Genomic DNA, 17,452 nt, shown 5'->3' on the forward strand with positions numbered 1-17,452 from the left:
CACGTGTTCTTCCGGTCGGGCCCGCGGCGGGTCGCCGCGGCGCTGATACCCGTCTCGATGCTGGCCGGCTGCGGCACTCTGTCGGCGTCGGGCGACGACGAGCGGCACATAGACGTGGGAACGACGAGCGCACCCAGCACGCTCGACCCCGCGGCCGCCTGGGACGGCAGCTGGGAGCTGTACCGGAACGTCTACCAGACGCTCATGCACTACGCCGGCACCAGCACGGTGCCGCAGCCCGACGCGGCCAAGAGCTGCGGCTTCACCGGCGCCGACAGCCGCACGTACCGCTGCAAGCTCCGCGAGGACCTCACCTTCTCCAACGGCAACCCGCTCGACGCCGCGGCCGTCAAGCACTCCTTCGACCGGGTGCTCGCCATCAACGCCGAGACCGGCCCCGCGGGGCTGCTGGACAGCCTGGAGAAGGTCGAGACCGAAGGCGACCGGACCGTCACCTTCCACCTCAAACGCCCCGACGCCACCTTCCCGTTCATTCTCGCCGCCCCCGCCACCTCGCTCGTCGACCCCGAGGAGTACCCGGCGGACAAGCTCGCCGACCCCGGCACCCTGGTCGGCTCCGGCCCGTACACGCTCGCGTCGTACGAGAAGGGGTCGGTCGCCCAGCTGGAGCGCAACTCCCGCTACCTGGGTGACGCCGAGCTGCGCAACGACTCCGTCAGCATCCGCTACTTCGACGACTCCGACGCGATGACCGACGCGCTCAAGAAGGGCGACATCGACGTCACGTACCGCGGGCTGCCCCCCGACCGGGTGCCGGAGCTGGAGAAGACCGCAGACGAGAAGGGCTCGATCGCGCTCAGCCGGGTGGTCATGCCGGAGATCCACTACCTGGTCTTCAACCCCGAGCACGAGTACGCCGACAGCCTCGCCGTCCGGCAGGCCGTCGCCCAGGTGATCGACCGCGACGCGCTCGTACGCAAGGTCTACGGCCGCACCGCCGAGCCGCTGTACTCGATGATCCCGCGCGGCATCACCGGCCACACCACGCCGTTCTTCGACCTCTACGGCGAGCCGGACCCGGAGGCCGCGGCGGCCACGCTGCAGACGGCGGGCGTCACCGAGCCCGTGCCGCTGACGTTCTGGTACACCACCGACCGGTACGGCTCGGTGACGGCGCGGGAGTTCGAGGAGCTGGAGCGGCAGCTGGAGGACAGCGGGCTGTTCGAGATCACGGTCAAGGGCCGCAAGTGGGAGCAGTTCGCCGCCGCGTACAACAAGGGCGAGTACCCGGTCTTCGGCCGCGGCTGGTCCCCCGACTTCCCCGATCCGGACAACTACATCGCCCCCTTCACGGGCGCGCGCAACGCCCTCGGCACCCCGTACGAGAACGCGGAGATCACCGACGAGCTGCTGCCCGCATCGCGCCGGAAGGCGGACCGGGCCGGGGTCAACGAGCAGTTCTCGCGGGCGCAGGACATCCTCGCCGAGGACGCCCGGCTGCTGCCGCTGTGGCAGGCCCGGCAGTACATCGCCGCGGACGACGACGTGGCCGGGGTGGAGTGGAGTCTGGACGCCTCGACGATCATGCGGATGTGGGAGCTGTACAAGAAGACCAGTTGGTAGGGGAGTTGTCAGTGCCCGGCGGTACTGTCGGCTGCGCAACGACCCACTGAACCGATCTTCTGCACCGACCGGAGGTCCCTCACCCGTGTCCCCGATGCTGCCCCCGTCCTGGCAGGACGCCCTGGGCAAGGAGCTCGAAAAGCCCTATTTCACGCGTCTCCAGTCGTTCGTCGAGGAGGAGCGGACCCGCGGCCCCGTCTACCCGCCGCGCACGGAGGTCTTCGCCGCCCTCGACGCCACGCCGTACGAGAGCGTGAAGGTGCTCGTCCTCGGCCAGGACCCGTACCACGGGGCGGGGCAGGGGCACGGGCTGTGCTTCTCGGTGCGGCCGGGGGTGCGCACCCCGCCCTCCCTGCGCAACATCTTCAAGGAGCTGCGGGACGACCTCGGCCACCCGGTCCCGGACAACGGGTATCTGATGCCGTGGGCAGAGCAGGGCGTGCTCTTGCTGAACGCGGTGCTGACGGTGCGCGAGAGCGAGGCGAACTCGCACAAGGGCCAGGGCTGGGAGGAGTTCACCGACGCGGTGATCCGCGCCGTGGCGGAGCGGCCGGACCCGGCGGTGTTCGTGCTGTGGGGCGCGTATGCGCGCAAGAAGCTGCCGCTCATCGACACCGCCCGGCACGTGGTGGTCCAGGGGGCGCACCCGTCGCCGCTGTCGGCGAAGAAGTTCTTCGGCTCGCGGCCGTTCTCGCAGATCGACGAGGCGGTGGCGGCGCAGGGGCACGCGCCGATCGACTGGCGGATCCCGGACCTGGCCGCGGGCAAGGACTGAGGCCCGGCCCGTGATTCGCCGGGGGTACGGGTCCGGGCGTCGGAGCTACGGGCCGGGGTGCGGCGCCTGGCGCTCGAAGTACTCCGCGCAGGCCGCATCCTCCCGGCTGCCGGGAGACCAGCGGCCGTAGTCCCCGGCGAGGGCGCACAGATCGCCGGCCTCGCCGGGGGCGACGGGCGGCGGGGCCGGCCGTGCCGTACGTACCGGGCGCTCCTGCGCCGTACGGGGGCCCCGCGTCTGCGGCGCCGGTGGCAGGGGTCCGTCCGGGGCGGGTGCGTCCGGCCGTTCCGTGTCCGCGGACGGTGCCGGCGTCGCAGAAGTGCGCTGCGGGCGCGGCACCGGGCCGATCGTCGCCAGTTCCTCGCGCCCCGGCAGCGGTGACGCGGCGGCCCCGGGTGCGGCCGTGGCGGGCCCTCCGGCGCCCGGGCCGCGGCGGGTGCCGGGGGCGTGGTCGGGGGAGACGGTGACGCAGCCGGCTACGGCGGCGAGTGTCGTGAGGCCGGTCAGCAGGGCGCCGGCCGTGGGAGTGGAGGGCACCCGGCCACACTGCTGTGCCCGGCGCCGTCCCGGTAGTCCCCGCAAGGGTGGCGCGCGCGCCGCGAAGTTGCCGCGCCCCCGGCGGTCAGCCGCCGAGCATGCCGCGCAGCAGATCCTCGTACCCGGCGCGCAGCCGCGCCCTGGTCGGCGTGCGCGACCCGCTCACCCGGCCCGCCGTGTGCAGGAACATCATGCCGTCCGTCCAGGCGATCAGCTCCTGCGCGTGCCGTTCGGGGTCGGCCGACCCCCAGGCCGCGAGGAGCGCGTGCGCGGCGTCGCCGAACGTGGTGCCCGCGCGGTCGTAGATCGCCCGCAGCTCGGGGCGCCGGGTGGCCTCAAGCGCGAGTTCGTAGCGGGCCACGAGCAGCGTGCGGTGCCGGGTGAGGAAGCGGTGCAGCAATCCGGCCAGCGCGTCGGCGGGCGCTTGCTCTCCCGTACCGACGCGGCCGCCCTGGCCGAGCGGTTCGGCGGCGGGATCGCCCTCGTGCACCGCGCCGACCTCGCCGCGCTGCTCACCGCCCGGCTGCCGGCCGCCGCTATCCGTACCGGGGCCGCCGCCGAGGTCGAGGACCCGGGCGGCCCGGACAGGCCCGCGCGCATCGCGGTGCCGGACGGCGTGCTGGAGGCCGAACTCGTCGTCGCCGCGGACGGCATCGGCTCCGCCGCACGCCGCGCCCTCTTCCCCGGCCACCCCGGCCCCGCGTACGCGGGCTTCACCACCTGGCGGCTCGTCCTGCCCGCGCGGCCCGCCGCGTTCGTGCCGCACGAGACCTGGGGCCGCGGGGAACTGTGGGGATCGCAGCCGCTCGCCGACGGCCGCGTGTACGCGTACGCCGCCGCTGTCACGCCCGCGGGCCGGCGCTCCCCGGACGGTGAACTGGCCGGACTGCGCCGTCGCTTCGCCGGCTGGCACGACCCGGTGCCCGCCCTCCTCGCCGCCGCCGAGCCCGCCCGGGTGCTCCACCACGACGTGCACTGGCTGGCCGAGCCGCTGCCCGCCTTCCACCGCGGCCGCGTCGCGCTCCTCGGCGACGCCGCCCACGCCATGACCCCGAACCTCGGCCAGGGCGGCAACCAGGCCGTCGAGGACGGCGTCGTCCTGGCCCACCACGCCGCCGCCGACCCCGCGGCCGTACCCGAGGCGCTGGAGCGCTACACCCGCGACCGTCTCCCGCGCACCCGCGCCGTGGCGGTGCGCTCCGCCCGTGCCGGCCGGCTGATCAACCTGACGGGACCGCTCGCCGTCCGCACCCGCAACGCCCTCATCCGCGGTGTCGGACTGCTCGGCCCCCGCGTCGTGCTGCGCGGGCTGGACGGCGTCGCGGACTGGCGGCCGCCCGGCGGCGGCGCCGACCCGGGCGGCCCGTATGCTTCCCCCGCACAGGCGGCGCCCTGACGCAGGTTCTCCTGCTCCGAGGGCGGCCCGCGGGCGGACGGCTGCGGACGGGAGCGGACATGACCACGGGCGCCACGCCCCTGAAAGCCGGCGTGATCGGGCTCGGCGACATCGCACGGAAGGCATACCTGCCGGTGCTCGCCTCGCTGCCCGGCGTCGAGCCGCACCTGCACACCCGCACCCCGGCCACCCTCGACCGCGTCGGCGACACCCACCGCGTCCCGCCCGCGCACCGCCACCGGGACCTGGACTCGCTGCTCGCCGCCGGCCTCGACGCCGCGTTCGTGCACGCCCCCACCTCCGCGCACGTCGAGCTGGCCACCGCGCTGCTGGAGGCGGGCATCCCCGTCTACGTCGACAAGCCGCTGGCGTACGACCTCGCGGGCGCCGAACGCCTCATACGGATAGCGGAGGAGCGCCGCGTCTCGCTGATGACCGGCTTCAACCGCCGCTACGCCCCCGGCTACGCGCAGTGCCTGGAGCACCCGCGCGAGCTGATCCTCCTGCAGAAGCACCGCGTCGGGCTGCCCGAGGACCCCCGCACGATGGTCTTCGACGACTTCATCCACGTCGTGGACACGCTTCGCTTCCTCGCCCCCGGCCCCGTCGAGCAGGTCGACGTGCGCGCCCGCGTCCGCGACGGGCTCCTGCACCACGTCGTCCTGCAGTTGTCCGGTGACGGCTTCACCGCCATCGGCGCGATGAACAGGCTGTCGGGCTCCGCCGAGGAGATCCTCGAAGTGTCAGGACAGGACACCAAGCGCGAGGTCCGCAACCTCGCCGAGGTGGTGGACCACAAGGGCCAGCCCAGCGTGCGGCGGCGCGGCGACTGGGTGCCGGTGGCCAGGCAGCGCGGCATCGAGCAGGCCGTGCTGGCGTTCCTGGCCGCGGTACGGGCCGGGGAGCCGCTGAGCGCGCGGGACGCGCTCGCCACCCACGAGCTGTGCGAGCGGATCGTCCGCGAGGTGGGCCGGACGGGTTGATTTCGCCACCCGCACGCCGGACACGTGCGGAATAATAAGCGGATAATCGAATGAAAAGGGGCAAGCTGGTTCCCGTTCGTGCCCGGACCGTACGAAGGGGAAGCCCATGCCCCGGCGCCGCGCCCGGCTCATCGCAGCCGCAGGGACCGCCACCGCGATCGCCGCCTCCGCGGCGCTGCTCGCCGCGGGCTGCACGCCCGCCGACTCGTCCGCCGCGCCCGCCGCGGCCGGACCCGGGGCCGGCGCCCGTCCGTTCACGCTGCTGGCGACCGGCGACGTCATCCCGTACCCCTCGATCATGACGCAGGCGGCCACGGACGCCGGGGGAGACGACTACGACTTCCGCCCCATGTTCGCCGCCGTCGCGCCCACCGTCGCCGCGGCGGACCTCGCGCTGTGCCATCTGGAGACCCCGCTCGGGCCCCGGGAGGGCCCGTTCACCGGCTACCCGTCGTTCCAGTCCCCGCCCGGCCTCGCCACCGCCCTGCGCGACGTCGGCTACGACGGCTGCTCCACCGCCTCCAACCACGCGCTCGACTCCGGCACCGACGGCGTACGCCGCACCCTGGACGCCCTCGACGGCGCCGGCCTGCACTACGCGGGCACCGCCCGCACCCGCGCCGAGTCCGGCCGCCCCGCGCTGCTGCGCGCGGGCGGCGCCAAGGTCGCCCACCTCTCGTACACCTACGGCAGCAACGCCGGCGTCCCCGCCGACGCACCGTGGTCGCTGGCGATCCTCGACCCCCGCCGCGTGGTCGCCGACTCCCGCGCCGCCCGCCGCGCCGGGGCCGACGTGGTCGTCGTCAGCGTGCACTGGGGCACCGAGTGGCAGCAGGAGCCGGATCTCGCCCAACGGCGGCTCGCCGACCGGCTGACGCGTGCGCGGAGCGGCGGCCGCAAGGACATCGACCTGATCGTCGGCACCCACAACCACGTGCCGCAGCCGTACGAGAAGGTCAACGGCACCTGGGTCGTCTACGGCCTCGGTGACCAGGTCGCCAGCTTCATCCCCTCGATGTACCGCGGCAACGAGGGCTCCGCCGCCCGCTTCACCTTCACCCCGGCCCGCGACGGCTGGGACGTGACCCGCGCGGAGTTCCTGGTCCAGCACGCGGAGACCGGGCCGCCGTTCCGGGTGGTGCCGGCGACGCCCGAGACGTACCCGGACGTCCACGCGCGGGTACGGGCCGCCGTCCTCAGCCGCGGCGCGGCCGAGGACGGCCTGAAGGAGGGGGCGTTCTGACATCTCCCCCCAGCGCCGCGCCGGTGCGGGCGGGGTCAGTGGGCCGTCTCGCCGGCGTCGGGCTCCAGGGCGCCGGCCGCGACCAGGGCGAAGATCAGGATGCCCAGCAGCACGCGGTAGATCACGAAGGGCGCGAAACTGCGCGTCGTAATGAACTTCATAAACCACGCGATGACGGCATATCCGACAAGGAAGGCGATAACCGTCGCGGCCACCGTCGCGCCCCAGTTCATGTGCGTGGCCCCGGGCACCTTCCTCAGCTCGAAGAGCCCGGAGGCGAGTACCGCGGGGATGGCCAGCAGGAACGAGTACCGGGCCGCGGCCTCACGGTTGTAGTTGAGGAACAGGCCGCCGGTGATCGTCGCGCCCGAGCGGGAGACGCCCGGCACCAGCGCGAGCGCCTGGGCGAAGCCGAAGAGCAGCCCGTCGCGGGTGTTGAGGTCCGTCAGCTCCTTGCGCTTGACCGCCGCGCGGTGCCGGCCGCCTCCGGTGGAGGCGCGCCAGTCGGCGAAGCCGAGGAGCAGGCCCATCACGATGAGCGTGGTGGCGATCAGCCGCAGATCGCGGAACGGGCCCTCGATCGACTCCTGGAAGGTCAGCCCCAGCACCCCGATGGGGATCGAGCCGACGATGACCAGCCAGCCCATCTTGGCGTCGTGGTCGGAGCGCATCGCCTTGTTCGTCAGCGAGCGGCACCACGCGGAGACGATCCGCGCGATGTCCTTGCGGAAGTAGATCAGCACGGCGGTCTCCGTGCCGATCTGGGTGATCGCCGTGAAGGCCGCGCCCGGGTCCTCCCAGCCGGCGAAGGCCGCCGTGAGCCGGAGGTGGGCGCTGGAGGAGATCGGCAAAAATTCCGTCAGTCCCTGGACGAGTCCGAGGATGACTGCTTCGAACCAGCTCATACGGGGCTGCACATGTCCTTGAGTTCGCTGACGGGTTGCAGGAGATGTTAAGGCCCCGGCATGAGGCGCGTGGCCCCAGGGTCGGATGCGGCCATGCCCGCGGCCCCGGCGGCGGGCTCTTCCGCGGGCGCGGCGGAAGAGATCACTCCGCCCGGGGCGGTCCGGCGCGCGGAGCGCCGGCGGCGGCGCATGGCGACGGCGGCGCCTCCCGCCATGCTGGCGACGATGAAGCCGAGGGCCGCGAGGAAGACGGGGGAGAGCGGGTCGGAGGCGTGGCTGCCGGCGATCACGTAGGCGGCGGTGTTCGGCACGCAGCCCACGGCGGTGGCCACCAGGAACGGCGTCCAGTTCATCCGGGAGACCGCCGCGGCGTAGTTCACGCCCGCGAACGGCACGCCGGGGAAGGTGCGCAGCACCAGCATCGAGCGGAAGCTGTGCCGGCTGAGCTGCCGGTCCGCCGCCGTCAGCAGCCGCCCGCGCAGCAGCGGACGCAGCGCGTCCTGGCCGAGCAGCCGGCCGATCCCGAACGCGACGCCCGCGCCCAGCACCGTGCCCGACACCGACCCGGCCAGGCCCGCCTGGGCGCCGAAGAGCGTGCCGGAGGCGAGGTTGAGCAGCGGCCGCGGTACGAGAGCCGCGGTGCACAGCCCGTACGCGACGGCGAAGAGGAGCACCGCCGACAGGCCGGTGAACTGCGGCGGCAGGCCGTCGACCAGCAGCCGGTGCGGCCGCCACACGATCGCCGCGACCGCCGCGCCGGCGAGGAGGACGAGGAGCAGGGCGAGCCGGGAGCGCGGGGACAGCAGAGCCCGGCCGCAGCGGACGGCGCGGCCGGCGACGGGCGCCTCGGCGGTTTCGGGCACGGTGGGAGCCTAACCGACGGGCCCGCACCTGCACCGTGACGTCCCCCTCAACTCCGGCCGCCACGATGGTGCTCACGGCTCACCGGCCCCCCGCCGCACCCCGGCCCCGGGCGCCTCGCCGGCCCCGGGGCGGTCAGCCCGCCTGCGCCCCGGGTGCGGGCCGAAAACCGGTCGACGGGCGGAGGGCGCGTACCCGATCATGGTGGGCATGTTCCGGTACGCCTTCCTCGCGCGCACGTCCGCGGCAGCGGACGCGCTGAAGGCTGTGCCGGCAGCACTCGCAGCAGTGCCGGCAACCGCAGCCGACGGCGCCCGAATCCGCCCCTTCCCGTGATCGCTCCAGCGGACCCCCGCGGGGGAGGGCCGGCCAGGCCCGGGGTCCGCGCAGCCACTGCGATCCGCGAGGAAGAACCATGCCCAAGCAGGCGTACGTGCGCACGAAGCCGCACGTCAACATCGGCACGATGGGGCACGTCGACCACGGCAAGACCACGCTGACGGCCGCGATCACCAAGGTGCTCAGCGACCGCGGCACCGGCACCTTCGTCCCGTTCGAGCGCATCGACCGGGCGCCGGAGGAGGCCGTGCGCGGCATCACCATCAACATCGCGCACGTCGAGTACGAGACGGCGACCCGCCACTACGCGCACGTCGACATGCCCGGCCACGCCGACTTCGTGAAGAACATGGTCACGGGCGCGGCCCAGCTCGACGGCGCGATCCTGGTGATCTCGGCGGTCGAGGGTGTCATGCCGCAGACCGCGGAGCACGTGCTGCTCGCCCGGCAGGTGGGCGTACGGCACGTGGTCGTCGCGCTCAACAAGGCCGACGCCGGCGACCCGGAGCTGACGGACTTCGTCGAGCTGGAGGTCCGCGAGCTGCTCACCAAGCACGGTTACCCGGGTGAGGAGGTGCCCGTGGTCCGCGTCTCCGGGCTGCGCGCGCTCGCGGGCGACCCGGCGTGGACCCAGGCGATCGTGGACCTGCTGGACGCCGTGGACACCTATGTGCCCATGCCCGAGCGGCACTTGGACGCGCCGTTCCTGCTGCCGGTGGAGAACGTGCTCACCATCACCGGCCGCGGGACGGTCGTCACCGGTGCCGTCGAGCGCGGCACGGTGCGCGTCGGGGACCGGGTGCAGGTGCTCGGCGCCGAGGTGGAGACGGTCGTGACCGGTCTGGAGACCTTCGGCAAGCCGATGGACTCCGCGCAGGCCGGCGACAACGTCGCGCTGCTGCTGCGCGGTGTCGCGCGGGACGCGGTGCGCCGCGGGCACGTCGTCGCCGCGCCGGGCAGCGTCGTGCCGCGGCGGCGGTTCACCGCCGAGGTGTACGTGCTGTCCGCGGCCGAGGGCGGCCGGCGTACGGCCGTCTCGACCGGCTACCGGCCGCAGTTCTACATCAGGACCGCGGACGTCGTCGGCGACGTCGACCTCGGCGAGACCGCCGTCGCCCGGCCCGGCGACACCGTCGCGATGACGGTCGAACTGGGCCGCGAGGTGCCCCTCGAAGCGGGGCTCGGCTTCGCGATCCGCGAGGGCGGGCGCACTGTCGGCGCGGGCACCGTCACCGGGCTCGACTGACCCCGGCAGAAGCCGGTCCCCGCCCCGCCGCCCGCCTTCCGTACCCGCGTATCCGCGCATCCGGGTACGGAAGGCGGGCCTCCTCCGCCACAATGGCCGGTGTGGAGGAGCCCGTCCCCGTCATCGCCGCGGTGGACGGCGGCACCGCGAGGCTGCTGCCGGACGTCGACCGCCCGCGCGCGTACCTGCTCACGGTCGAGGGCGCCCCGCAGTCGTACGTCGACCTCGACGACCCCACGTACCTGGAGTTCGAGTACGCGCGCCGCCTCGCGCACGTCGTGGACCTCGGCTTCCCGCCCGGCCGCCCGCTCGATGCCGTGCACCTCGGCGGCGGCGCCCTGACCCTGCCCCGGTACGTGGCGGCGACCCGGCCCGGCTCCCGGCAGGAGGTCGCCGAGTCCGACCGCGGGGTGATCGCCCTGGTCGCCGAGCACCTGCCGCTGCCGCGGGACTGCGGCGTCACCGTACGCGCCCTCGACGCCCGCGCCGCGCTGGAGCGGCGCCCGGCGGCGAGCTGCGACCTGGTCATCGCCGATGTCTACGGCGGCGCCCGGGTGCCCGCGCACGTCGCGTCGCTGGAGTTCGTCGGCGCCGCCGCCCGCGCGCTGCGCCCGGACGGGCTGTACGTCGCGAACCTCGCCGACAGCGTGCCGTTCCGCTTCCTCGGCTCCCAACTGGCCACCGCCGCGGCCGTCTTCCCCGAGCTGTGCCTGATCGCCGAGCCGTCGGTGCTGCGCGGCCGCCGCTTCGGCAACATCCTGGTGGTGGCGGCGAAGCACCGCGCGGACGCCGGCCGGGGGCTGCCGCTCACGGAGCTGGCCCGGCGCGCCGCCGCCGACCCGTTCCCCGCCCGGGTCGAGTACGGGCCGGCGCTGCGGCGGCTGACGGCCGGCGCTCAGCCGGTCGCGGACGCCGACGCCGTGCCGTCGCCCGAGCCGCCGGACGGCGCCTTCACGATCGGCTGATCCGTCGGCCGATCCGCGTCCGCTGCGCCGTCGGCACCGGCAGACCCGGCCGCTGCGCCGTCGGCACCGGCGGGCCCGGCCGCCGCGTGCTCCGTACGCCGCCGCAACTGCCGTACGTCCGGCACGCACAGCACCGCCGCGGTCAGTGCGACCACCAGCACCGCGCAGCCCCACAGCGCCGCCGACCGGCCCACCAGGTCCTGCATCGGCCCGGCGAGCGCGGTGGTGACCGGGATCAGCGCGATCGAGCCCAGCCAGTCGTACGACGAGACACGCGAGAGCTTGTCCTCGGGGATCTCCTGGTGCAGCGCCATCATCCACGCCACCGCGAAGACCTCGACGCCCGTGCCGGAGACGAACATCACCGCCGCGAGCCACGCCACCGGCAGCGGCACCGCCAGGGCCGCGGCCGGCAGCGCGAGCGGGAAGATGCACAGCACTCCGGCGAGCAGCATCCGCTGTGGTTTCCACCGGGTCATCACCAGCGCCCCCGCCAGCGTGCCGGCGGCGAAGGCGCCCATCGCCAGGCCCCACGGCCCCGCGCCGCCCAGGTGCTCGCGGGCCACCAGCGGCCCGTACACCGCCTCCGCGGCGGCCACCACGGCGTTCACGACCGCGAACTGCAGCACGATCGACCACAGCCAGGGCCGCCCCGTCACCTCGCGCCAGCCGACCTTCAGATCGGCGAGGATGCTGCCGCCGGGCTGCCGCTCGGGGATGCCGCTGACGTCGAGGAACGCCCGCAGCGCCGCGGCGACGGCGAACGCGCCCGCGTCCACGGCCAGTACCCACCCCGGCCCTACCGCCGCGACCATGGCGCCGCCGAGCGCGGCCCCGCCGATGCCGGCGCCGTTGATGCCGACGCGGAACATCGCGAAGGCGCGGCCCGCCTGCTCGCCGGTGACCGACGAGAGCACCATCCCCTCGGCGGCGGGGGCGAAGAACGCGTGCCCCGTACCGCCGATCGCCGACAGCAGCACCATCTGCCACACGTGCGCCTGGTCGGTGATCACCAGGGCCGCGAAGACGCCCTGCGAGGTGCAGTTGACGGTGTTCGCGACGACCATCACCCGGTGCCGCGGGATCCGGTCGGCGACCGCGCCGCCGACGAGGACGAAGACGATGAGCGCCGTCGTCCGCGCCGCGGCGACCAGGCCGACGTCGGTGGCGGAGCCGCCGGCTTCGAGGACCGCGAACGCCGAGGCGATCAGCGCGCCGGAGGCGCCGAGGTTGGTGATCACCGCGGCGAGGGAGAGCAGCGTGTAGTTGCGCCCCGCCCAGCGGCGGCGGGGCGGGGGCCCGGAGGCGTCTGCGGGGGCCCGTACGGGATCCGGCGGGGAACCGGCGTCGGGCGCGGTGGTACGGGTCACCCGCGGACTATGCCGGGCCCACCGGCCCGCTGCAACCGGAATTCGCCGCGCTCAGCCCTCCAGCGGGCGCAGGCTGTCCATGATCTTGGCGATGGTGTCCTCCGGCACCTCGTCGTCCACGCCGGTGTCGCTGTACAGCACCCAGGTGGCGAACTCGCCGTTGACGTCGGTGTAGGTGAACGCGACGATCTTGCCGTCGGCCGAACACTTGGTCTCGCGCGGCACGCCGGTGACCGTCGCGGTGGCCATGTGCCCCTTCAGCCCGTGCTTGCTGGAGAACGCCACCGGCTCGGTCTGCTTGACGGTCGCCTTCTTGCTGGTGTTGAAGGCGGCCTCGGCCCAGGCGCCGGCCTCGTTCTCGACGGCCTCCTTGGTGTTCTTCGCGCCGATGCCGCCCTTGGTGCCGGCGCCCGCGCGGCTGGCGTACTTGCAGATGCCGTCCTTGTAGAGCGCGGCCCCCGTCATCGACACCAGCGGGCCGGAGTCGTCCTCGAAGCCGATGGTCATGGTCGGGGACTGCACCTCCCACTCGGGCGGCACGTCGTAGACGTTGTGGCGCTTGGCGTTGTAAACGGCCTTCCAGCCGGCGACGACCGGTTCGATCTTCTGGTCGTCGGCGACGCCGCGCGGGTTGTCGGGGTCGTCCTTGAGGACGGGCTTCTCCGACGCCGACGGCGAGGGCGAGGCGGAGGGCGACCCGCCGCCGCCCCCGGGGCTCGCCTGGCCACCGCCGTCGTCGTCCTCGTTGAGGAGCACCACGCCCGTCACGGCCGCCGCGGCGATCACGGCGACGGCGCCGATTATGGCGACGGCCACGCGTGGGCTCGTCCCGCTCTTCCCGGGTACCGGCGCACCCGGCGGCGCGCTCTGGCCCCACTGCTCCTGCTGCTGGTGCTGCTGTTGTCCGTCGTAGCCCTGCGGGCCGTGCGGGGCGGGCTGTTGCTGGTACGGGTTCGGCTGCTGCTGGTGCTGCTCGCCCCCGGGCTGCTGTCCTGGCCACATGCGGAACAACATAGCTGGCGACGGGGAGTGGTCACACTTATTACCCGTTGGTAACGTGGCCGTATGTCAGACACCCTGCCGCCGCTGGGCGAGCTCCTTCAGGCATCGGTTCCCATGGTCCGCACGCTCGGCCTGATCTACGACGAGATCACCCCGGAGGCCGCCACCCTCCGCCTCCCCGACCGGCCGGAGTACCGCAACCACGTCGGCGGCCCGCACGCCGGCGCCATGTTCACCCTGGCCGAGTCGGCGACCGGCGCCGTCGTGCTCGCCGCGTTCGGCGACCAGATGGGCCGCGCCGTGCCGCTGCCGGTGCGGGCGGAGATCGACTTCCTGAAGGTCGCCAGGGGCGATGTCACCGCCAGGGCCCGGCTGGGCCGGCCGGTTGCCGAGGTCGTGGCCGAACTCGACGCGGGCAAGCGGCCGGAGTTCCCGGTCGAGGTCGACATCGTGCGCGGGGACGGTGCCGTCAGCGGGCGGATGACGGTGCTGTGGACGCTGCGCCCCAACGACTGAGGCCCAGGGTCGCGGACCCGGCCGCCGCGGGAGCCGTACCCGCCGGCGGCCCGGTGCCCACCGGCGCCCGCGCGCCGGGAGCCCGGGCCTCAGGAGGCGGCGCCGCCCAGGGACTCGCGGTGCACCTGCGTCAGGGCCACGTAGCCCGCGCCGTTGAGGCGGATGTGCTCGCGCTCCTCGTCGGTCAGGGGCCGCTTCACCTTCGCCGGCACCCCGGCGACCAGGGAACCCGGCGGCACCTCCATGCCCTGCGGCACCAGCGCCTGCGCGGCCACCAGCGAACCGGCGCCGATCACCGCCCCGTTGAGCACCGTCGCGCCCATGCCGACGAGCACGTCGTCGCCGACCGTGCAGCCGTGCACCACCGCGTTGTGGCCGACGGTCACGCGCTCGCCGATGACCACGGGGAAGCCCGGATCGGAGTGGACCGTGCAGTTGTCCTGCACGTTGCTGCCCGCGCCCAGGGAGATCGACTCGCAGTCGCCCCGCAGCACGGCGTTGTACCAGACGCTGGACTCCGCGCCGACGGTCACGTCGCCGACCACCACCGCGGTCGGTGCCACGTACGCCTTCGGGTCCACCGCGGGCTCCCGCCCGCCCACCGCCGCGATCAGCGGCTCCGGCCGTCCTGACATGTCGTCCGCTCCCGGTGCTCGCGGCGGCCCTCGCCGCCCGCCGTCGTACGTCCTGGTGAGCCGCCGGCGGCCCGTCGCCGTCGGGGGCCGCGGCCGCGCTCGCTCAGAGCGTAGGCGAGATGCCGGAGAGGTACGGTGACCGGGTGCCGAACCAGCAGCGCAACTCCGTGACGAGCAGGCTGCTCTCGCGCGCCGTGCACCGCGGCTGGCGGTGGGTGCGCAGCACCGGCGCCGTGAGCGCGGCGCGCCCCGGCCCGTACCGCTTCCGGCGGCTCGGCGCCGGCACGGTCCTCGCCTTCCCGCAGGGCACGATCTTCGGCGAACGGCGGATCGAGCTGGGCGCCCACTGCATCATCGGCGAGCAGGTGACGCTCACCGTCGGCCTGGCGCCCGGCGCCCCGCTCGGCCCGGAGACCGCCGTGCGGCTCGGCGACGGCGTGGTGCTGGGCCGGGGCAGCCACGTGATCGCCGATCTGCCCGTGACCATCGGCGACGACGTCTTCTGCGGCCCGTACGTGTACGTCACCTCGACCAACCACAGCTACGACGACCCGCACGAGCCGGTCGGCAAGCAGTGGCCGCGCTCGGCACCGGTGGAGATCGGCGCGGGCAGTTGGCTGGGTGCGGGCGCGCTGATCCTGCCCGGGGCCCGGCTCGGCCGCAACGTGGTCGTCGCCGCCGGCTCGGTGGTGCGCGGCGAGGTGCCCGACCATGCCGTCGTCGCCGGCGCGCCCGCCCGGATCGTACGCCGCTGGAACCCCGAGTCCGGCTGGCACCCGCCGCTGCGCCCGGCGCCACCGGGCACACTGGAGACCGCGACATGACCGCGACCGGCCGGCATGTGAGGAGAGGCGCCGCATGATCACCGACCGCAGGCTGCGGATCGTCCTGGCCGTCGTGCTGTCTCTGCACGCCTTCGGGCTGCTCCTCTACACGATCCGCAACCACATCTGAGCCGCGCCGGGCGCCGCGAACGGCCTCACCCCGACGCCAGCAGCACCGTCCCCGCCAGCGCCAGAGCCGCGCCCGCCGCCTGCACCCCGCGCAGCTTCTCCCGCAGCACGCCCCGCGCCGCCAGCGCCGTGACCACCGGATACAGCGAGGACAGCACCGCCGCCAGGGTCACCGGGCCGTGCTGTGCGGCTATCGCATACGTCCCGTTGGCCGCCACGTCCGCCAGGCCCACGAACACCAGCCCCGGCACCGCCGCCCGTATCGTGCCCCAGCCGCCCTCCGGCAGCGCCGCGCCGCCCCGGCGCACCGAGACGTACAGCGCGGCGCCGCCCACCACCACGTTCACCGCGCGCTGCACGAACAGCGCGAGGAAGAGCCCCGTGACCGTCGTGGACGCCTCGGCGATGAAGGCGAAGACCGCGCCGAAGCCCGCTGCCGCGCCCAGCGTCAGCATCAGCGTCCGCCGCGCCACCGGCGTGCCCCGCACCGGACCGGACGCCAGCACCACGCCGGCCAGCGCGATGGCCCCGCCCGCATACTGCACCGGTCCCGGCCGCTCCCCGTACGCCGCGAGGCCCACTCCGAACGGCACCAGCACGGCCATGGAGGCGAGCGGCGAGACCACGCCCATCGGGCCGCGGGCCAGCGCGCTGTAGAAGCAGATCATCGCGACCGGGCCGGCGACGCCCGCCGCGACCGCGAACCACAGCAGCGCTCCGGCCTCGCTCCAGGCGCCGGTCGCCACCACGACGCCGCCCAGCACCACCGTCGCGGCGATCTGCGAGAGCACGACCACGGTGAGCGCGGGCGTGCGCCGGCTCAGTACCCCGCCGCCGAAGTCGGCCAGCCCGTAGAGGATGCTGGTGGCCAGGGCGAAGAGTGCGGTCACGACGAAGCCCCCGAGTACACTGTGATGAACGTTGTGGTTCTCCGGAGTGTAGTTCAGTGCACTGGACGACCGCATCACAATATTGGACGGAGTTGGACGGAGCCTTGGCGGATTTCGACGTCCTCACCCACGCGCTCGCCCGCAACCTCAAGCACTGGCGCAACGAGCGCGGCTTCACCCTGGACTCGCTGGCCGGCCGCTCCGGCGTCAGCCGCGGCATGATCATCCAGATAGAGCAGGCACGGACGAACCCCAGCGTCGGTACGACGGTCAAGCTCGCCGACGCCCTCGGCATCAGCATCACGACGCTGCTGGACTACGAGCACGGCCCCGAGGTACAGCTCGTGCCGCCGCACCGGGCCGTGCGGATGTGGACGACGAAGCAGGGCAGCGCCAGCCGGCTGCTCATCGGCACGCAGAGCCCCGGCCCGTTCGAGATGTGGTCCTGGCGGCTCATGCCCGGCGACGGCAGCGGCTCCGACCCGCACCCCGCGGGCACCACCGAACTGCTGCACGTGACCGCGGGCGAGCTGACGCTGGTCGTCGCCGGCACGGCGCACCTGGTGCCGGCGGGCACGTCCGCCAGCTTCGAGGCGAGCGCCCCGCACGCGTACCGGAACGAGGGCCAGGACCCGGTGGAGCTGGTGATGGCGGTCTCGGTACCGCCCGCGCGCTGAGGCGAGTTAAGGTCACGGACATGCGCGCACCCATCGGAGACTTCGACGACGCCGCTCCCGCCCCCGAGCGCCTGGACCTGCTCGCCGGCCCCGTCGCGGCCGCGCTGCGCGGCTGGCAGGGCGCCGTCCCCGCCGCCGAGCTGGTGCACGTCGACTCCGACCCCGAGGTCGCCGACACGGCCGTCTTCTGCGAGACGTACGGGCAGGACCTGCTGGAGCAGTCCGCGAACTGCGTCGTCGTCGCCGGGAAGCGCGGCGGGAACGTCACCCTCGCCGCCTGCGTCGTGCTGTCCACCACCCGCGTCGACGTCAACGGCGTCGTCCGGCGCCATCTCGGCGTGCGCAAGGCGTCGTTCGCGCCCGCCGACACCGCCACCGCCGAGACCGGCATGGAGTACGGCGGCATCACCCCGGTCGGGCTGCCGGAGAACTGGCCGGTCCTCGTGGACGGCCGGGTCGCGGACGCCCCGTACCTGGTCGTCGGCAGTGGCCGGCGGCGCGGCAAGCTCCTCGTCCCCGGCAAGGCGCTGGCAGCTCTGCCCGGCGCCGTGGTCCTCGACGGCCTCGGCGTCTGA

At 74.2% G+C, this 17,452-nt stretch carries 19 protein-coding genes; 11 read left to right on the plus strand and 8 right to left on the minus strand.

Going from position 1 to position 17,452, the window contains the following annotated elements:
- Positions 1–3 precede the first annotated feature (3 nt).
- Entirely contained in the window at positions 4–1,584 is a 1,581-nt protein-coding gene (locus tag ABGA99_RS04595; protein WP_347579211.1) for an ABC transporter substrate-binding protein, read from the plus strand.
- Positions 1,585–1,678: 94 nt separating this feature from the next.
- On the plus strand, positions 1,679–2,359 hold the full coding sequence (locus ABGA99_RS04600; protein ID WP_347579292.1) for a uracil-DNA glycosylase: 681 nt from the start codon (positions 1,679–1,681) through the stop codon (positions 2,357–2,359).
- A 45-nt stretch (positions 2,360–2,404) separates the two neighbouring features.
- Here ABGA99_RS04600 and ABGA99_RS04605 read toward each other — a convergent pair whose 3' ends face one another.
- Positions 2,405–2,896 (minus strand): hypothetical protein, encoded by a 492-nt coding sequence (locus ABGA99_RS04605; protein ID WP_347579212.1) that lies wholly within the window; start codon positions 2,894–2,896, stop codon positions 2,405–2,407.
- Between the two features lie 85 nt (positions 2,897–2,981).
- The gene (locus tag ABGA99_RS04610; RefSeq protein WP_347579213.1) at positions 2,982–3,296 is read right to left on the minus strand and encodes a hypothetical protein; all 315 of its coding nucleotides are present in this window, start codon (positions 3,294–3,296) and stop codon (positions 2,982–2,984) included.
- Here ABGA99_RS04610 and ABGA99_RS04615 point away from each other — a divergent pair.
- The 3 genes from ABGA99_RS04615 (at position 3,288) to ABGA99_RS04625 (ending at position 6,518) form a co-directional block, all read left to right on the plus strand.
- Entirely contained in the window at positions 3,288–4,292 is a 1,005-nt protein-coding gene (locus tag ABGA99_RS04615; RefSeq protein ID WP_347579214.1) for an FAD-dependent monooxygenase, read from the plus strand. The two genes, ABGA99_RS04610 and ABGA99_RS04615, sit on opposite strands and share 9 nt — an antisense overlap.
- 80 nt (positions 4,293–4,372) lie before the next feature.
- On the plus strand, positions 4,373–5,275 hold the full coding sequence (locus ABGA99_RS04620; protein WP_347579293.1) for a Gfo/Idh/MocA family oxidoreductase: 903 nt from the start codon (positions 4,373–4,375) through the stop codon (positions 5,273–5,275).
- A gap of 106 nt (positions 5,276–5,381) precedes the next feature.
- Positions 5,382–6,518: a CapA family protein gene (locus ABGA99_RS04625; protein WP_347579215.1), complete on the plus strand. Its 1,137-nt coding sequence runs from the start codon at positions 5,382–5,384 to the stop codon at positions 6,516–6,518.
- 35 nt (positions 6,519–6,553) lie between these two features.
- On the opposite strand, the gene ABGA99_RS04630 is transcribed toward ABGA99_RS04625, so the two are convergent.
- Positions 6,554–7,423 (minus strand): undecaprenyl-diphosphate phosphatase, encoded by an 870-nt coding sequence (locus ABGA99_RS04630; RefSeq protein ID WP_347579216.1) that lies wholly within the window; start codon positions 7,421–7,423, stop codon positions 6,554–6,556.
- A gap of 47 nt (positions 7,424–7,470) precedes the next feature.
- Complete coding sequence (locus tag ABGA99_RS04635) at positions 7,471–8,286, minus strand: VTT domain-containing protein (protein WP_347579217.1); 816 nt, start codon at positions 8,284–8,286, stop codon at positions 7,471–7,473.
- A gap of 413 nt (positions 8,287–8,699) precedes the next feature.
- Between ABGA99_RS04635 and tuf the strand changes: the two genes are divergently transcribed.
- Together tuf and ABGA99_RS04645 are read left to right on the plus strand one after the other, a co-directional pair.
- A complete protein-coding gene (gene tuf / locus ABGA99_RS04640) occupies positions 8,700–9,869 on the plus strand; it encodes an elongation factor Tu (RefSeq protein WP_347579218.1) in 1,170 nt (389 codons plus the stop codon).
- Positions 9,870–9,970: 101 nt separating this feature from the next.
- The gene (locus tag ABGA99_RS04645) at positions 9,971–10,834 is read left to right on the plus strand and encodes a fused MFS/spermidine synthase (protein ID WP_347579219.1); all 864 of its coding nucleotides are present in this window, start codon (positions 9,971–9,973) and stop codon (positions 10,832–10,834) included.
- Here the strand turns inward: ABGA99_RS04645 and ABGA99_RS04650 are convergent.
- Positions 10,765–12,204, minus strand: a complete 1,440-nt coding sequence (locus ABGA99_RS04650; protein ID WP_347579220.1) for an MFS transporter — start codon at positions 12,202–12,204, stop codon at positions 10,765–10,767. The genes ABGA99_RS04645 and ABGA99_RS04650 overlap by 70 nt on opposite strands.
- Positions 12,205–12,255: 51 nt before the next feature.
- Positions 12,256–13,206, minus strand: coding sequence for a hypothetical protein (locus ABGA99_RS04655; protein WP_347579221.1), 951 nt, complete (start codon positions 13,204–13,206; stop codon positions 12,256–12,258).
- A 63-nt stretch (positions 13,207–13,269) separates the two neighbouring features.
- Between ABGA99_RS04655 and ABGA99_RS04660 the strand changes: the two genes are divergently transcribed.
- Positions 13,270–13,722 carry a DUF4442 domain-containing protein gene (locus ABGA99_RS04660; RefSeq protein WP_347582183.1) on the plus strand — a complete coding sequence of 151 codons (453 nt, stop codon included), beginning with the start codon at positions 13,270–13,272 and terminating at the stop codon, positions 13,720–13,722.
- A gap of 89 nt (positions 13,723–13,811) precedes the next feature.
- On the opposite strand, the gene ABGA99_RS04665 is transcribed toward ABGA99_RS04660, so the two are convergent.
- Entirely contained in the window at positions 13,812–14,357 is a 546-nt protein-coding gene (locus ABGA99_RS04665; protein ID WP_347579223.1) for a gamma carbonic anhydrase family protein, read from the minus strand.
- A gap of 119 nt (positions 14,358–14,476) precedes the next feature.
- Here ABGA99_RS04665 and ABGA99_RS04670 point away from each other — a divergent pair, with 119 nt between their 5' ends.
- Entirely contained in the window at positions 14,477–15,181 is a 705-nt protein-coding gene (locus tag ABGA99_RS04670; protein WP_347579224.1) for an acyltransferase, read from the plus strand.
- Between the two features lie 155 nt (positions 15,182–15,336).
- Here the strand turns inward: ABGA99_RS04670 and ABGA99_RS04675 are convergent, their stop codons facing one another.
- Positions 15,337–16,200 (minus strand): EamA family transporter, encoded by an 864-nt coding sequence (locus ABGA99_RS04675; RefSeq protein WP_347579225.1) that lies wholly within the window; start codon positions 16,198–16,200, stop codon positions 15,337–15,339.
- Positions 16,201–16,304: 104 nt separating this feature from the next.
- Here ABGA99_RS04675 and ABGA99_RS04680 point away from each other — a divergent pair, with 104 nt between their 5' ends.
- The gene (locus ABGA99_RS04680; RefSeq protein WP_347579226.1) at positions 16,305–16,877 is read left to right on the plus strand and encodes an XRE family transcriptional regulator; all 573 of its coding nucleotides are present in this window, start codon (positions 16,305–16,307) and stop codon (positions 16,875–16,877) included.
- A 20-nt stretch (positions 16,878–16,897) separates the two neighbouring features.
- Positions 16,898–17,452 (plus strand): YbaK/EbsC family protein, encoded by a 555-nt coding sequence (locus ABGA99_RS04685; protein ID WP_347579227.1) that lies wholly within the window; start codon positions 16,898–16,900, stop codon positions 17,450–17,452.

The sequence above is a fragment of the Streptomyces sp. B5E4 genome (assembly GCF_039871555.1).
Classification (GTDB): domain Bacteria; phylum Actinomycetota; class Actinomycetes; order Streptomycetales; family Streptomycetaceae; genus Streptomyces.

Excerpts from the sequence above, each read along its gene's own strand:
- ABGA99_RS04600 (WP_347579292.1), top strand. The coding sequence starts at position 1,679 with ATGCTGCCCCCGTCCTGGCAGGACGCCCTGGGCAAGGAGCTCGAAAAG.
- ABGA99_RS04625 (WP_347579215.1), top strand. The coding sequence starts at position 5,382 with ATGCCCCGGCGCCGCGCCCGGCTCATCGCAGCCGCAGGGACCGCCACC.
- ABGA99_RS04630 (WP_347579216.1), bottom strand. The coding sequence starts at position 7,423 with ATGAGCTGGTTCGAAGCAGTCATCCTCGGACTCGTCCAGGGACTGACG.
- tuf (WP_347579218.1), top strand. The coding sequence starts at position 8,700 with ATGCCCAAGCAGGCGTACGTGCGCACGAAGCCGCACGTCAACATCGGC.
- ABGA99_RS04655 (WP_347579221.1), bottom strand. The coding sequence starts at position 13,206 with ATGTGGCCAGGACAGCAGCCCGGGGGCGAGCAGCACCAGCAGCAGCCG.
- ABGA99_RS04660 (WP_347582183.1), top strand. The coding sequence starts at position 13,270 with ATGTCAGACACCCTGCCGCCGCTGGGCGAGCTCCTTCAGGCATCGGTT.
- ABGA99_RS04665 (WP_347579223.1), bottom strand. The coding sequence starts at position 14,357 with ATGTCAGGACGGCCGGAGCCGCTGATCGCGGCGGTGGGCGGGCGGGAG.
- ABGA99_RS04670 (WP_347579224.1), top strand. The coding sequence starts at position 14,477 with ATGCCGGAGAGGTACGGTGACCGGGTGCCGAACCAGCAGCGCAACTCC.
- ABGA99_RS04685 (WP_347579227.1), top strand. The coding sequence starts at position 16,898 with ATGCGCGCACCCATCGGAGACTTCGACGACGCCGCTCCCGCCCCCGAG.